14 protein-coding genes are annotated in these 14976 nt (G+C 69.2%); 7 read left to right on the top strand and 7 right to left on the bottom strand.

Going from position 1 to position 14976, the window contains the following annotated elements; all coding sequences use genetic code 11:
- Positions 1–74 precede the first annotated feature (74 nt).
- The 3 genes from AB0K11_RS21890 to AB0K11_RS21880 form a co-directional block, all read right to left on the bottom strand.
- Positions 75–1322, bottom strand: a complete 1248-nt coding sequence (locus AB0K11_RS21890) for a DUF222 domain-containing protein (RefSeq protein ID WP_364981647.1) — start codon at positions 1320–1322, stop codon at positions 75–77.
- Between the two features lie 51 nt (positions 1323–1373).
- Positions 1374–3392, bottom strand: coding sequence for a glycoside hydrolase family 15 protein (locus tag AB0K11_RS21885; RefSeq protein ID WP_364981644.1), 2019 nt, complete (start codon positions 3390–3392; stop codon positions 1374–1376).
- A 78-nt stretch (positions 3393–3470) separates the two neighbouring features.
- Positions 3471–4700 carry an FAD-dependent oxidoreductase gene (locus AB0K11_RS21880; protein WP_364981641.1) on the bottom strand — a complete coding sequence of 410 codons (1230 nt, stop codon included), beginning with the start codon at positions 4698–4700 and terminating at the stop codon, positions 3471–3473.
- Positions 4701–4760: 60 nt separating this feature from the next.
- On the opposite strand from AB0K11_RS21880, the gene AB0K11_RS21875 reads away from it, so the two are divergent.
- From AB0K11_RS21875 to AB0K11_RS21855, 5 genes are all read left to right on the top strand, one after another.
- Complete coding sequence (locus tag AB0K11_RS21875; protein WP_364981638.1) at positions 4761–4955, top strand: hypothetical protein; 195 nt, start codon at positions 4761–4763, stop codon at positions 4953–4955.
- Positions 4956–5301: 346 nt separating this feature from the next.
- Positions 5302–6318 carry a sulfate ABC transporter substrate-binding protein gene (locus tag AB0K11_RS21870; RefSeq protein WP_364981635.1) on the top strand — a complete coding sequence of 339 codons (1017 nt, stop codon included), beginning with the start codon at positions 5302–5304 and terminating at the stop codon, positions 6316–6318.
- Entirely contained in the window at positions 6315–7196 is an 882-nt protein-coding gene (gene cysT / locus AB0K11_RS21865; protein ID WP_364981632.1) for a sulfate ABC transporter permease subunit CysT, read from the top strand. Before AB0K11_RS21870 ends, cysT begins: the two co-directional genes overlap by 4 nt.
- Positions 7193–8005 (top strand): sulfate ABC transporter permease subunit CysW, encoded by an 813-nt coding sequence (cysW, locus tag AB0K11_RS21860; RefSeq protein WP_364981629.1) that lies wholly within the window; start codon positions 7193–7195, stop codon positions 8003–8005. The genes cysT and cysW overlap by 4 nt, the downstream gene beginning before the upstream one ends.
- 20 nt (positions 8006–8025) lie before the next feature.
- Positions 8026–9078: a TOBE-like domain-containing protein gene (locus AB0K11_RS21855; protein WP_364981626.1), complete on the top strand. Its 1053-nt coding sequence runs from the start codon at positions 8026–8028 to the stop codon at positions 9076–9078.
- 5 nt (positions 9079–9083) lie between these two features.
- Here the strand turns inward: AB0K11_RS21855 and AB0K11_RS21850 are convergent, their stop codons facing one another.
- From AB0K11_RS21850 to AB0K11_RS21835, 4 genes are all read right to left on the bottom strand, one after another.
- A complete protein-coding gene (locus AB0K11_RS21850) occupies positions 9084–9818 on the bottom strand; it encodes a sirohydrochlorin chelatase (RefSeq protein ID WP_364981623.1) in 735 nt (244 codons plus the stop codon).
- A complete protein-coding gene (locus tag AB0K11_RS21845; RefSeq protein ID WP_364981620.1) occupies positions 9797–10504 on the bottom strand; it encodes a phosphoadenylyl-sulfate reductase in 708 nt (235 codons plus the stop codon). The genes AB0K11_RS21850 and AB0K11_RS21845 overlap by 22 nt, the downstream gene beginning before the upstream one ends.
- 28 nt (positions 10505–10532) lie before the next feature.
- Complete coding sequence (locus AB0K11_RS21840; RefSeq protein ID WP_364981617.1) at positions 10533–12218, bottom strand: nitrite/sulfite reductase; 1686 nt, start codon at positions 12216–12218, stop codon at positions 10533–10535.
- Between the two features lie 113 nt (positions 12219–12331).
- Positions 12332–12388 (bottom strand): hypothetical protein, encoded by a 57-nt coding sequence (locus AB0K11_RS21835; protein ID WP_364981900.1) that lies wholly within the window; start codon positions 12386–12388, stop codon positions 12332–12334.
- Positions 12389–12523: 135 nt separating this feature from the next.
- Here AB0K11_RS21835 and hemW point away from each other — a divergent pair, with 135 nt between their 5' ends.
- Both hemW and AB0K11_RS21825 read left to right on the top strand, forming a co-directional pair.
- On the top strand, positions 12524–13699 hold the full coding sequence (gene hemW, locus AB0K11_RS21830; RefSeq protein WP_364981614.1) for a radical SAM family heme chaperone HemW: 1176 nt from the start codon (positions 12524–12526) through the stop codon (positions 13697–13699).
- Between the two features lie 70 nt (positions 13700–13769).
- Positions 13770–14795 (top strand): NADP-dependent oxidoreductase, encoded by a 1026-nt coding sequence (locus AB0K11_RS21825; protein ID WP_364981611.1) that lies wholly within the window; start codon positions 13770–13772, stop codon positions 14793–14795.
- The last annotated feature ends 181 nt before the right edge of the window (positions 14796–14976 follow it).

Here is a 14976-nt window from a genome sequence, read left to right as displayed (position 1 = left end):
CTGTCCTGCGGTTGCGGTGCCGACAACCAATGGATACACCGTGATCCTGAACATCTGGTGTCCGTTGCACCCGCTCACGCTGCGCGTGTCGCGCTCGCCACGTTCACCTGCTGGTCAACCGCGCCGGGCGGTGGTGGTGCGGTGGAGTCATAGGTGGCGCCGGTGGGGGTGGTGAAGGCGGCGGTGTGGGTGCCGTCGATCTCGGTGGTGGTGACCTGCCAGCCGTCGGCTTCTTTGGTGTAGTTGCAGGCCGCGCATTCGCCGAGGCCGTTGAGTGCGCTGGTGGGTCCGCCGTGGTGGTGGGGCTGGGCGTGGTCGTGGTGGCGGATGGGGGCGTCGCAGTACGGGGTGCGGCAGGTCTGGTCGCGTAGGTCGATGAACGTCGCGAGTGCTTTGGGGAAGCAGCGGGATCGGGACTCCATCGCCACCAGAGCGCCGCTGCGGGGATGAGTGTAGAGCCGGCGCAGGGTGGCCTTGGACCGTTTGTCGGCGACGGCGTCGTGGACCATTCGGCGGGCGACGGGAGCGGGGATCGGTCCGTGGCCCTGCAAGTGCGCGGGTTCGGGGTCGCCGGCGAGCAGGGTCTGGTCGGTGATGACGAGATTGACCGCGACCGGCGCCGCGACGTCGGCGGGGGTGCCGGTGATGCGAGCGACGAGGGTGTCGGCCATGACCTGTCCGCGGGAGCGGTCGTCGAAGGTGGTGTCGGCGGCCCTCTTCAACGCGGCGTAGACGCCGACTCCCTGGGCGACGGGCAGTAGCGCGGTCACATAGGTCATGGTGTCGGGTGCGGGGCGGATGGTCACCGTTCGCTCGCCGACGGCTTTGGCGGCCCGGTCCACGACGGCCTGAGGGTCGAGGCGATAGGCGATCTTCTTGGCCTCGGCGGTGATCCGCTTGTCGCCCTTGCCGGCCAACTGCCGCACGTTCCCACACAGTTCGGCGTCGAGGGCGCCGCGGTCGGCGATGCTCAGGCATGCCGATTCCCGCACGATGAGGGTGGCCCGCCACTCCGAGAGCGCCCCGCACTCCAAAGCTGCGAAGGTGTGCGGCATTTCGTGGACCAGGGCGCGGGCGAATCCGAGGTGGCGGCCACCACGGTGGGGGGAGTCGCGGCGGGCCAGCGCGATCTCGGCGGCCAGCCCGCGGCCCCGCTTGGCGGCGGGCATTCCGGCGGCGGCCTCGGCGGCGCGACGCATCCGGTCCAGTTCGGCGGTGACCCGGGCCTGCTCGGCTGCAGCAGCAGATTTCGCCGTTTCCAGCTCACCGAGACGCGCCCACAACCGGCCCTCCTCGTCGGCCGAAGACGCTGTATCGAACATGTGTTCGACTGTACCGGCGGCCACCGACAAGGCCGGTGGAATGAGGCCCGCTCACATCGGGGCGTTGGCCGGGACGAACACCCCGGAGCTGTCCGCCTCCTCCTCGGCGCGGATGACGTGCACCACCGCGTTGATCAGCGCCAGGTGGGTGAACGCCTGCGGGAAGTTACCCAGGTGGCGGCCGGTCCGCGGCTCGATCTCCTCGGCGTACAGATGCAGCGGACTGGCGAAGGACAGCAGCCGCTCGCACAGGTGCTTGGCCCGGCTCACCTCGCCGATCTCGACCAGCGCCGACACCAGCCAGAACGAGCAGATGGTGAAGGTGCCCTCCTCGCCGGTGAGGCCGTCGTCGGTCTCCTCGACCCGGTACCGCAGCACCAGGCCCTCCTCGGTCAGCTCGTCGGCGATGGCGAGCACCGTCGCGCGCACCCGCGGATCGTCGGGCGGCAGGAACCGCACCAGCGGCGCGAGCAGCAGCGACGCGTCCAGCGCGACGTCGCCGTAGCGCTGGGTGAGCACGCCGCGGTCGTCGACGCCGTGCTTGAGGATGTCGGCCTTGATCTCCTCGGCGATTGTCCGCCACTGCTGGGCGTAGCTCTTCTCGCCCTGCAGTTCGGCCAGTTTGGACCCGCGGTCGAGCGCCACCCAGCACATGATCTTGCTGGAGGTGAAGTGCTGCGGCTCGCCGCGCACCTCCCAGATGCCGCGGTCGGGCTCGCGCCAGTGCTTGATGGCCTCCTCGACCTGATTCTTCAGCACCGGCCACAACGTCGGCGGGATCTGCTCGCGCGACTTGGCGTGCAGGTACACCGAATCGAGCATCGTGCCCCAGATGTCGTGCTGCATCTGGTTGTACGCGCCGTTGCCGATGCGCACCGGCCGCGCGTTGTCATAGCCCGAGAGGTGGTTGAGCTCCTCCTCGACCAGACTGCGCTCGCCGCCGACGGCATACATCACCTGTAGTGGATGGCGTTCACCGTTGTTGGCACCCGACACGTCGGCGATGAACGCGAAGAAGTCGTCGGCCTCGCGGTCCAGCCCCAGCGTGTAGAGCCCCCACAGGGCGAACGTCGAGTCGCGCACCCAGGCGTAGCGGTAATCCCAGTTGCGTTCGCCCTGAGGCGTTTCCGGCAGCGACGTGGTGCTGGCCGCCAGCAGTGCGCCCGTCGGCGAGTACGTCAGCCCCTTCAGGGTCAGCGCGCTGCGCTGCAGGTAGGCCCGCCACGGGTGGTCGGGGAAGTCGCCGATGTTGATCCACTGCCGCCAGGCCTCGCTGGTCTGCCACATCTTGTCGGCGGCTTCTTCGTAGGTCTGCGGCGCGGGGTGCTTCGACCAGCTCAGCGCCACGAAGACGTTGTCGCCCTCCTTGAGCCGTGTCCGGGCGCGGGCTTCGCGGCCCTCGAGGCCGATGCGCAGATTGGTGGTCAGTCGCAGCGTCGGGTGCGAGTCGGGGTTCTTGGTGGCGCGGGCGATCGCCTCGCCGTAGGCCTGCGCCGAATACTCCCAGCTGGCGTTGTTGCGGTGGTAGTCGAACGACGGCTCGCAGTTCATCACCAACTCGACGGTGCCGCTGACACATTTCACGGTGCGCAGCAGGATGTGCTCGGCGTCCCAGTCCATCGGCGTGCGGCGGTGGGTGCGCGACCGCGCATCGATGTCGTGCCACGGGCCCATCACCAGCGTGTCCCGCACGATCACCCAACCGGTGTGCGTCTGCCAGGTGGTCTCCAGGATGAGGCTGCCGGGCAGGTAGCGGCGCGCGGCGGGCACCGAGACGCCGTACGGACCGAGCCGGAAGTGTCCGGCGCCGCGGTCCAGGATCGAACCGAAGACGCTGGGCGAGTCGGGGCGTGGGACGCAGAGCCACTCCACCGAGCCCGCCGAGGAGATCAGGCAGGTGTTCTCGCAGTCGGACAGGAAGGCGTAGTCGGCGATCGGCGGGAACGGGTTCCGCAGCGACCCGCCGCCCGCGTACGGCACCGGCGCGGTCACCGTCAACGGCGACTGGGTGTCGTTTTTCGGCAGGGCCGGGGGCGCGTCGTCAGCCGGCTGGGTGTGCTGCAGAACCATTCGGACATCATCGACCGCCGGGGTGCCCGCCGTCTACTCGTGGCCACGTGAGGACGGCGTTTGCTGTCACCGGCGCCGTCAGCGCCGCGCCCAGGTCGGTGCGTTTTCGGGTAGCGGTCCGATCGCCACCCCGTAGGCGACGGCGCGGCGCAGCGCCGGAAGTCGGTTGGCCATCTTGACCGCCCGGGGTGCCGGGCCGGTCGCATCGCCTGCGACGAACGCCGCCGCGATCGCACGGTCCTGCACCAGTCGCTGCACCCGCTGAATCAACGCGGCAGGCAACCAGCGGCGGGTCTGGACGGCGGCCAGGTGGCGGCGGCGCACTGTGCCGTCGCGCAGAGGGCCGGCCAGGATGCGTGCCGCGGCGACGGCGTCGGCGACGGCCAGGTTGATGCCGACACCGCCGATCGGCGACATCGCGTGCGCTGCGTCACCGATCAGCAGCAGCCCGTCGGTGTACCAGCGTCGCAACCGGTTCAGTTGCACGTCAAGCAGTTTCACGTCGTCGAAGGACTCGACCGACGTCAGCCGGTCGCCGAGCCAGGGCAGCAGGCCGGTCACCTCGCGGCGGAACGCCTCGATCCCCTCGGCGCGCATCCGCTGATCGGCGCCCTTGGGGATGAGATAGGCGATCTGGAAGTAGTCGCCCCGGTCGATCAGCGCGCAGCCGTGGCCGGACCGGAAGATGCCGGTCAGTCCGTGCGGGTCGGTGTCGTAGCGCGGCAGCCGGAACCACCACACGTCCATGGGCGCGCCGAAACTGCGCGTCCGCAGTCCCGACGCGTCGCGCAGTATCGACGCCCGTCCGTCGCAGGCGACGGTGAGCTCGGCCCGCAGCTCACGCACCTCGCCGTCGGCGCCGCGGTACCGCACTCCGGTGACCCGGCCGGTCCCGTCGCGCAACGCGCCCAGCACCTCGCTGCTGCGCAACAGCCGGAACGTCGGTTCGGCAGCCGCGGCCCGGGCCAGCAGTTCGAGGAAGTCCCACTGCGGGACGAGCGCGATGTGCTGGTGCGCCCCGGGCAGACGGTCGAGGCCGACCTCGAGCACCGTGTCCTGGATGGTGACCGTCACCTTGTCGATCAACCGGTGCGGCACCCGGGCGAACTCGCCGGACAGGCCGAGCTCGTCGAGCAGCCGCAGCGTGCTGGCGTGCACCGTGTCGCCGCGGAAGTCGCGCAGGAAATCGGCGTGCTTCTCCAGCACGGTCACCGCGACGCCGCCGCGCGCGAGCAGCAGGCCGAGCATCATGCCGGCGGGCCCGCCGCCGGCGATGACGCACGCCGTGGACTCGACCGGGTCGGACATCGCCACATTGTCCGTCACCGGCGCCCGGGTGCCCAGCACCTGTCGCCTAGTGTTGGATCCATGGCCGCATTCCTGAGCTGGTGGGACGGCGTCGAGCTGTGGCTCTCCGGTCTCGGGTTCGTCTTCCAGACGGTGGTGGTGATGCCGGTGGTGCTGTTGGTGGCCTACGGGGTGGCCGTGGTTCTCGACGGCGGGCTCAATCACGGCACCCGCCTGATCCGCCGGATCCGGCACGAGGAAACGGACCACATGTGAGCGGGTTGCCGAGGTCGCGCGTGACGTTGGTGCTGGTCGTGTTGGTGCTGCTGGTCATCGTCACCTGGTGGTTGACCCGCTGAGCGAGGCGACCTCTCGAGTGGCGGGGGCGTCCCACTCTGTTATTCTTCGCGCCATGCAAGCTGCGTCCGGCACCATCGAGGGGCACATCGTGGCCCTCATTGCCGTGGGTTGCGCAGTTGCTGACATTTTCTGTTGTTGTCGCTGACCTCATTCCGTCCTGCGGTCTGGTGTCGGTAGTCGGCTGACGCCGTCTGGTGACGAGACAACGCCTTTCCGCTGTGGCGGGTACATCCCGTATCCCACCCCCGAAAGGCCATTCATCGTGAACACAGGTTCCCTCGTCAGACGCTGGCGGCAAGCGGCCGTCATCGGCGCCGCCGCGACGCTGCTGGCGGCCTGCGGTGGCGGCTCCAGCGACGTCGCAGGCGAGGGCGGCAGTGACGCCGACACGACGCTCACCCTGGTCGCCTTCGCGGTGCCCGAGCCGGGCTGGTCGAAGGTGGCGCCCGCCTTCGCCGCGACCGAACAGGGCAAGGGAGTCGCGGTCACCGGTTCCTACGGCGCGTCGGGTGATCAGTCCCGCGGCGTCGAGTCCGGCAAACCGGCCGACGTGGTGAACTTCTCCGTCGAGCCGGACATCACCCGCCTGGTCAAGGCCGGCAAGGTGGCCGAGGACTGGAACAGCAACGCGCTGAAGGGGATTCCGTTCGGATCCGTGGTGAGCCTCGCCGTTCGCGAGGGCAACCCGAAGGGCATCCGCGATTGGAACGACCTGCTCAAGCCGGGCGTCGAGGTCATCACGCCCAGCCCGTTGAGCTCCGGTTCGGCGAAGTGGAACCTGCTGGCGCCGTACGCATTCGCGAGCAACGGTGGGCAGAACCCGCAGGCCGGAATCGACTTCGTCGACAAGCTGGTCACCGAGCACGTCAAGTTGCGGCCGGCGTCCGGCCGCGAGGCCACCGACGTGTTCAAGCAGGGCAGCGGTGACGTCCTGCTGGCCTACGAGAACGAGGCGATCAACTTCGGCCTCGAGTACGTGAATCCGCCCCAGACCTTCAAGATCGAGAACCCGGTCGCCGTGGTGAACACCAGCCAGCACCTGGACAAGGCGCGGGACTTCGTGAACTTCCAGTTCACTCCCGAGGCGCAGAAGATCTGGGCCGAGGCCGGCTTCCGGCCCGCCGATCCGAAGGTGCTGGCGGAGTTCACCGAGAAGTTCCCCGCCCCGGCGAAGCTGTGGACGATCGAGAACCTCGGCGGCTGGAAGAAGATCGACTCCGAACTGTTCAACAAGGACAACGGCACCATCACGAAGATCTATCAGAAGGCCACTGGATGACCACCGGGCTCGATCGCAATCCTGAGGCGATCCGGCCCGAGATCTCCGGCGACGGGGATGCCGGTCGCCGCCGCCCCGTGATCGGCGGCTACGGCAGCACCGGCCTGCGGGTGGGCGCAGCGACGCTGTGGTTGTCGCTGATCGTGCTGCTGCCGCTCGGCGCGATCCTGTGGCAGTCCGTGGGTGGCGGTTGGGAGGCGTTCTGGTCGGCGGTCAGCTCGCCCGCCGCCATCGCGTCGTTCCGGGTGACGCTGACGATCTCGATCGGCGTCACCCTGGTCAACGCGGTGTTCGGGCTGCTGGTGGCCTGGGTGCTCACCCGTGACCAGTTTCCCGGCAAGCGGCTGGTCGACGCATTGATCGACCTGCCGTTCGCGTTGCCGACCATCGTCGCGAGTCTGGTGATGCTGGCGCTCTACGGGCCCGCCAGCCCGGTGGACCTGCACCTGCAGCACACCAAGTGGGGTGTCGGCGTCGCGCTGCTGTTCGTCACGCTGCCGTTCGTCGTGCGCTCTGTTCAGCCGGTGCTGCTCGAACTGGACCGCGAGGTGGAGGAGGCGGCCGCGTCGCTTGGCGCCAACAACTACACGATCCTGACCAAGATCATCCTGCCCGCGCTCCTGCCGTCGCTGCTGTCGGGCGCCGGGCTGGCGTTCTCCCGGGCGATCGGTGAGTTCGGATCGGTGGTCCTGATCGGCGGGGCGGTCCCGGGCGAGACGGAAGTGTCGTCGCAGTGGATCCGGACGCTGATCGAGAACGACGACCGCGTCGGCGCCGCGGCGATCTCGATCGTGTTGCTCGCCATCTCGTTCGTCGTGCTCTTCATCCTGCGGGCGATCGGGTCGCGCGCGGCCAAGCGGGAGGCGCTCGCACGATGACCCTGTCCCCATTCGTCACCCGCCTGCTGCGCTTCGTCGCACTGGCCTACCTCACCGTGCTGGTGATCGTCCCGGTCGGGCTGATCCTCTGGCGCACACTCGAACCGGGCATCGGCGAGTTCTTCAGCTCGATCAGCACGCCCGCCGCGGTCTCGGCGCTGCAGTTGTCACTGCTGGTCGTGGCGATCGTGGTCCCGCTCAACGTGCTGTTCGGCGTGCCCACCGCACTGGTGCTGGCGCGCAACAGGTTCCGTGGCAAGAGTGTTCTGCAGGCGATCATCGACCTGCCGTTCGCGGTGTCGCCGGTCGTCGTCGGCGTCGCGCTGATCCTGCTGTGGGGGTCGGCCGGACTGTTCGGATTCGTGGAGAACGACTTCGGGCTGAAGATCATCTTCAGCTTCCCCGGCATCGTGCTGGCGAGCATCTTCGTCACCGTGCCGTTCGTGATCCGTGAGGTGGAGCCGGTGCTGCACGAGATCGGCACCGACCAGGAGGAGGCGTCGGCCACCCTCGGCGCCCAGTGGTGGCAGACCTTCTGGCGCATCACGCTGCCCTCGATCCGGTGGGGCCTCACCTACGGCATCGTGCTGACCATCGCCAGGACGCTCGGCGAATACGGCGCGGTGATCATGGTGTCGTCCAACCTGCCCGGGCAGTCGCAGACCATGACCCTGCTCGTGTCCGACCGGTACTTCCGTAACAACGAGTACGGCGCCTACGCCATCTCGACCCTGTTGATGGGCGTGGCGGTGCTGGTGCTCGTCGCCCAGGTGATCCTCGACGCCCGGCGCGCGCGGGCCGCAAAATAGGTTTCAAGGAGAGCAGACACATGACCAATGCGATCACCATCACCGGAGCCAACAAGCGCTACGGGGACTTCGCCGCCCTGGACAACGTCGACTTCGTGGTGCCCGATGGATCGCTGACCGCGCTGCTCGGCCCGTCGGGGTCGGGCAAGTCGACCCTGCTGCGCGCGATCGCGGGCCTGGACCAGCCCGACTCCGGCACCATCACCATCAAGGGCCGCGACGTCACCAACGTGCCGCCGCAGCGGCGCGGGATCGGCTTCGTGTTCCAGCACTACGCGGCGTTCAAGCACCTCACGGTGCGCGACAACGTCGCATTCGGGCTGCGCATCCGCAAGCGGCCGAAGGCCGAGGTCAAGGAGAAGGTCGACAACCTGCTCGAGGTCGTCGGGCTCGCCGGTTTCCAGACCCGCTATCCCAACCAGCTCTCCGGCGGTCAGCGCCAGCGGATGGCCCTGGCCCGGGCGCTGGCGGTGGACCCTGAGGTGCTGCTGCTCGACGAACCGTTCGGCGCCCTGGACGCCAAGGTCCGCGAAGACCTGCGGGCGTGGCTGCGCCGGCTGCACGACGAGGTGCACGTCACCACGGTGCTCGTCACCCATGACCAGGCCGAGGCGCTCGACGTCGCCGACCGCATCGCTGTGCTCAACAAGGGCCGCATCGAGCAGGTCGGATCGCCGACCGAGGTGTACGACACCCCGGCCAACGCATTCGTGATGTCGTTCCTGGGGGCGGTCTCGTCGCTGAACGGCACCCTGGTCCGGCCGCATGACATCCGAGTGGGGCGCAATCCCGAGATGTCGATCGCCGAGAGCGACTCGGTGAAGTCGACCGGGGTGGTGAAGGCCTTCATCGACCGCGTTGTCGTCCTCGGCTTCGAGGTTCGCCTCGAGCTGACCAACGCGGCTACCAAGGCCCCGTTCACCGCGCAGATCACCCGCGGTGACGCCGAGGCGCTGGGCCTGCGCGAGGGGGACACGGTGTACGTCCGTGCCACCCGCGTGCCGGAGATCCCGGGTGGCGTGGAGCTACCCGAGACCGAAGAGGTGGAACTCGGCGCGACGACGAGCGCCTAGCAGCCCTACGCGGCCAGCGCCGACGAGGTCACCTCGTCGTAGCGGTCCAGCACCGTGGCCGCCACCAGGTTGTGCGACCCGAGCGGCTCGGCCATCGTCATCGACTCGCGCGCGGCGAAGGTCGCCACACGATCGGTGATCCGGCCGGGCGCCAGGAACCACGGCACGATCACCAGCCGGCCGGCTCCGCGCTGACGCAGCGCTGCGGCGGCCTGCGCCGGTGTGTGGTGCGGCACGGTGGCGAACGCCACCTCGGCCCCGGCCCAGCGGGTTCCGACGGACAGGGCCTGCGCCACGGTGGCCGTGCGGGCGTTGGCCGTGGCGCTCGAGGAACCCACCGCGACCACCATCACGCCGATCCGTTCGTCGTCGGGCGACACCCCCGCCTCGGACAGTCGTTGACGTGCCACGGCCAGTAGTGCGGGATCCTCGCCGAGGACGGCGGCCTGCCCGGCCCGGCATCCGGACTCGGCGATCATCGCCGGGATGTCGGTCCTGGCGTGGAACGCGTCGGCGAGCAGGAACGGTACGACGACGCCGTCGGCCGTCTGCCGCAGCACGTCGCCCAGCCGCGGACCGGTGTGGTCGAGGAACGCCGCGCGGATGTCCAGCGATGGCCGCAGGCGCCGGATCCTGCCTGCCACGGCATGGGTCACCTCCGCCGACCGCGGGTCGGCGCTGCCGTGGGCGGTCAGGACGAGAGTCGGCTCGGGCCGCGTCACGACGCGTGCAGCCCGCATTCCGTCTTGGACAGGCCCTGCCAGCGGCCGCTGCGCGGATCGGCGCCCTCGATCGGCTTGGCCGTGCACGGCGCGCATCCGATCGACGGGTAGCCCTCGTAGACGAGCGGATTGACCAGCACGCCGTTGGTGTCGATGTAGGCCTGCATGTCGTCGTCGCTCCAGGCGGCCAGCGGATTGATCTTGACCAACCCGAACGCCTTGTCCCAGCTGATCAGCGGAGCGTTGGCGCGGGTCGGGGCCTCGACCCGGCGGATGCCGGTGACCCACGCCGAGTAGCCGCGCAACGCCTTGCCCAGCGGCTCGACCTTGCGCATCCGGCAGCACTCGTTGGGCTCCCGCTCGAACAGATTCCTGCCGAACAGCTCGTCTTGGCGGGGCACCGAGTTCTCGGGCGTGACGTTGACGACGTTGACGTCGTAGACCGCCTCGACCGCGTCGCGGGTCCCGATCGTCTCGACGAAGTGGTAGCCGGTGTCGAGGAACAGCACGTCGACGCCGGGCCGCACCTTGGCGGCCAGATCGACCAGCACCGCGTCCTGCATGTTGGACGCCACGATGTAGCTGCCGCCGAAGTTCTCGTCGGTCCAGCGGAGCAGGTCGTCTGCGCTCGCGTGGGGTCCGAGTTCGGCCGCACCGCGTTCGGCCAGCGCCTGCAGGCCGGTCTCCGTCATCAGATCGCTCATCGATTTCCTCCGCTCGTCACGCGGGCAGTCACCGCAGATCGGCCTCGTCCGCGCGCAACGCCCACGTAGCGAAACGCTCGCCGTCCTCGCGTTGTTTCACGAAATTGCGCACGACCCGTTCGATGTAGTCGCCGAGCTCGGTCGAGAGCACCTTGTGCTGGCGCAATTTGCGGCCGAAACCGCTGTCCAGGCCCAGGCTGCCGCCGAGGTGCACCTGGAATCCCTCCTCGGGCCCGTTGCCGTCGTCGATCATCTGGCCCTTGAACCCGATGTCGGCGACCTGGATCCTGGCACACGAGTTCGGGCAGCCGTTGATGTTGATCGTCACCGGCACGTCGAGCTGTGCGTTGATGTCGTCCAGCCGCTTCTCCAGCTCGGGCACCAGCACCTGGGAACGGCTGCGGGTCTCGGCGAAGCTCAACTTGCAGTATTCGATGCCGGTGCACGCCATCAGGTTGCGCCGCCAGTGCGACGGTGTGGACGGCAGGCCGAGCGCGTCGAGGCCGGCACGCAACTCGTCCAGCTTGTCGTCCGGCACGTCCAGCACGATCAGCTTCTGGTAGGGCGTGAAGCGGATCCGGTCGCTGCCCACGGCCTCGGCCAGGTCGGCGACCTTGGTCAGGATGGTGCCGGACACGCGACCGGCGATCGGGGCGACGCCGACGGCGTTGAGCCCGTTCTTGAGTTTCTGCACGCCGACGTGGTCGATGGGGCGCGTCACCGGGTCAGGTGCCGGGCCGTCGATCATCTTGCGGCCGAGGTACTCGTCCTCGAGCACCTGGCGGAATTTCTCCACGCCCCAGTCCTTGATCAGGAACTTCAGCCGCGCCTTCGCCCGCAGCCGGCGGTAGCCGTAGTCGCGGAAGACGCTGACCACGCCCTCCCACACGTCGGGCACCTCGTCGAGCGGCACCCACGCGCCGACCCGCTGGCCGAGCATCGGGTTGGTCGACAGGCCGCCACCCACCCAGAGGTCGAACCCGGGACCGTGTTCGGGGTGGTTCACCCCGATGAACGCGACGTCGTTGACCTCGTGCACCACGTCCTGCAGGCCGGAGATCGCGGTCTTGAACTTGCGCGGCAGATTGGAGTACTCGGGCTTGCCGATGTAGCGCTTGACGATCTCGTTCACCGCAGGCGTGCCGTCGATGACCTCGTCCAGGGACTCACCGGCCAGCGGGGATCCCAGCACGACGCGCGGGCAGTCGCCGCACGCCTCGGTGGTCTGCAGGCCGACGGCGTCGAGTCGTCGCCAGATCTCCGGCATGTCCTTGACGTCGATCCAGTGGTACTGGATGTTCTGCCGGTCGGAGATGTCGGCGGTGTCGCGGGCGAACTCCGTCGAGATCGTGCCGAGTGTGCGCAGCGCCGCGGCGGTCAGCGCTCCGCCGTCGCTGCGGACCCGCAGCATGAAGAACTCGTCTTCGAGCATGTCGGTGTTCTCGTCGCCGGTCCAGGTGCCGTCGTAGCCGGGCTTGCGCTGGGTGTAGAGGCCCCACCAGCGGAAGCGGCCGCGGAGATCGCCCTTGTCGATGCTGTCGAAGCCGCCCTGGGCGTAGATGTTCTCGATGCGCGCACGCACGTTGAGCGGGTTGTCGTCCTTCTTGGCCTGCTCGTTGGCGTTGAGAGGTTCGCGGTAGCCGAGTTTCCACTGGCCTTCGCCGCGGGGGCGCTTGGGCGCACGAGCCTTCGGCGGGGTGGGGGTTTCGGTCACGGGCTGTGGCTCCTTCGGGGGAGCCGGCGTACGGAGCGCGCTGATCACCGGTGGCTGTCCGGCGGCGCAGATCCGGCGGCCAGCTGGAAGTTCAGGTGGGCAGGTCTACGGCACTAGGGCAGACAACAAGAGGTACAGACGCGCTTGAAGTCGACATGCCGACGAACCACCAGCGAAACGCGGGGGAACTGGACGGCGGTCACCCCCCGATTGTGCCACGAATGGCCCCGCCCGCCCTAACCGGGCCAGATTTGCGCTCACTGTGAGCAAAAGGGTCCACTACCACCATCTGGGAAAATGGTGCCATGACCGTCCACGCTGCGCCCGCCGGCCGGCCAGTGCTGGCCGCGACACCGGGCAGGCCGTTCGGCATCTACATCCACGTGCCGTTCTGTGCGACCCGCTGCGGGTACTGCGACTTCAACACCTACACACCGTCCGAGCTGGGCGGCGCCAACCCGGACGGCTGGCTGGCGGCGCTGCGGGTCGAGCTGGAGCTGGCGGCCGCCCAGTTGGGCGTCCCGCCCGCGGTGCAGACGGTGTTCGTCGGCGGCGGCACGCCCTCGCTGCTGGGCGGCGACGGCCTCGCGGAGGTGCTCGACGCGGTGCGTGACCGGTTCGACCTCGCGCCGGGGGCCGAGGTCACCACCGAAGCCAACCCGGAGTCGACCTCGCCACGCTTCTTCGACCAATTGCGCGCCGCCGGCTTCACCCGGGTGTCGCTGGGCATGCAGTCCGCGGCGAGGCACGTGCTCGCGGTGCTGGACCGGGTGCACTCGGCCGGCCGCGCGCCCGCGGCGGCGGCCGAGGCGCGAGCGGCGGGCTTCGAGCACGTCAGCATCGACCTCATCTACGGCACGCCGGGGGAGCGCGACGACGACCTGCGCCGGTCGGTGGACACCGCGCTCGAGGCGGGTATCGATCACCTGTCGGCCTACGCGCTGGTGGTGGAGGACGGCACCGCCCTGGCCCGACGGGTGCGCCGCGGTGAGGTCGCCGCTCCCGACGATGACGTGCTGGCCGATCGCTACACACTGCTCGACACGCAGCTGTCCGCGTCGGGGTTGGCCTGGTACGAGGTGTCCAACTGGAGCAGGCCGGGCGCCGAGTGCCGGCACAACCTCGGCTACTGGGACGGCGGCGAGTGGTGGGGCGCCGGGCCTGGCGCGCACGGCTACCTGGGCGCGACGCGGTGGTGGAATGTCAAGCACCCGAACGCCTATGCCGCGAAGCTCGCCGACAACACGCTGCCGGTCGCGGACTTCGAGCTGCTCGACACCGCCGACCGGCACGTCGAGGACGTGATGCTGCGGTTGCGCCTGCGCACCGGCCTGCCCCTGGATGTGCTCAGCGAGGTCGAACGGGAGCGGATGAGCGGGGCGGAGGCCGACGGGCTCGTCGTGCGCGTGGCGGACCGCGCGGTGCTCACCGACCGCGGCAGGCTGCTGGCCGACGCGGTGGTGCGCCACCTTCTCGACTGACGGCCCGGTGAGATCGGCGATGATCCCGAACCGTCACGAAGATGGTTGTCGCTGCAGTACTTTCGGCCTGGTGTCCGACCTGACGAACCGCCAGATCCTGCTGCGCCGCCGCCCGACCGGCCTGATCGGGCCCGCCGACACCGAATTGGTCAGCGCGCCGGCGCCCGAACCGGCCGACGGTGAGGCGCTGCTGCGCAACACCTACATCGGCATCGACGCCGCCGCCCGGACCTGGCTCAACGACCAGCCGGGGTACCTGCCGCCGGTCGGCATCGGCGAGGTGATCCGCGCCGCCGGGATCGGCGAGGTGGTGGCGTCGCGCTGCCCGGCCTATGCCGTCGGCGACGTCGTCACCACGCTGTCGGGGTTCCAGGAGTACGTGATCATCCGCGACGACCTGTTCAGCACGCCGATGCCGGGGGAGAACGACCAGCTGGCGATCATGTCGATCTACGGCCCGACGGGCGCGACGGCCTACTTCGGCATGACCGACATCGGCCGGCCGCAGGCCGGCGAGACGGTGGTGGTGTCGGCGGCGGCCGGCGCCACCGGGTCGGTGGCCGGGCAGATCGCCAGGATCGCCGGCGCCCGGGTGGTCGGCATCGCCGGTGGGCCGCACAAATGCCGGGCGGTGGTCGAGGAGTTCGGTTTCGACGCCTGCATCGACTACAAGAACAGCGACGTCGCCGCCGAACTCAAGGCGCACTGTCCCCGCGGCGTGGACGTCTACTTCGACAACGTGGGCGGGCCGATCCTGGACGCGGTGCTCGGCCGGCTGGCGTCGAGGGCACGCGTCGTGCTGTGCGGTGTCATCTCCAGCTACCTCACCGGCGAACACCCGGGGCCGGCGAACTACGTCAGCCTGCTGTCCAAGACCGCGCTGATGCAGGGGTTCAACGCGCTCGACCAGTGGGGCCGCTTCGACGAGGCCTTCGCGGCGCTGCGGCAGTGGGAGCGCGACGGCCTGCTGGTGCACCGTCAGACCATCTTCGAAGGCGTCGAGTCGTGTGTCGACGCGCTCAACGGGTTGTTCACCGGCGCGAACATCGGCAAGACACTGGTGAAGGTCAGTGAGCCGGCGCGCCAGGCGACGTGATCTGCGCAACACCCGCCGTGCGTTGCAATGGCGCGTGGGCGCCGTAACGCCCGGACAGGCTGGTCAACAGCAGGTGAGAGGGGTTCGGCGGGCTCTCAGGTAGGTGCCTGCCGGGAAATTTCGTGTGCCAATATGTGCGCATGGCTGGCGAGCACTTAGGCAAGGCTAAGCAGACTTCGTT

The sequence above is a fragment of the Mycobacterium sp. NPDC050551 genome (assembly GCF_040674075.1).
GTDB lineage: Bacteria > Actinomycetota > Actinomycetes > Mycobacteriales > Mycobacteriaceae > Mycobacterium.
This window is presented reverse-complemented; position numbering and strand designations above follow the sequence as displayed.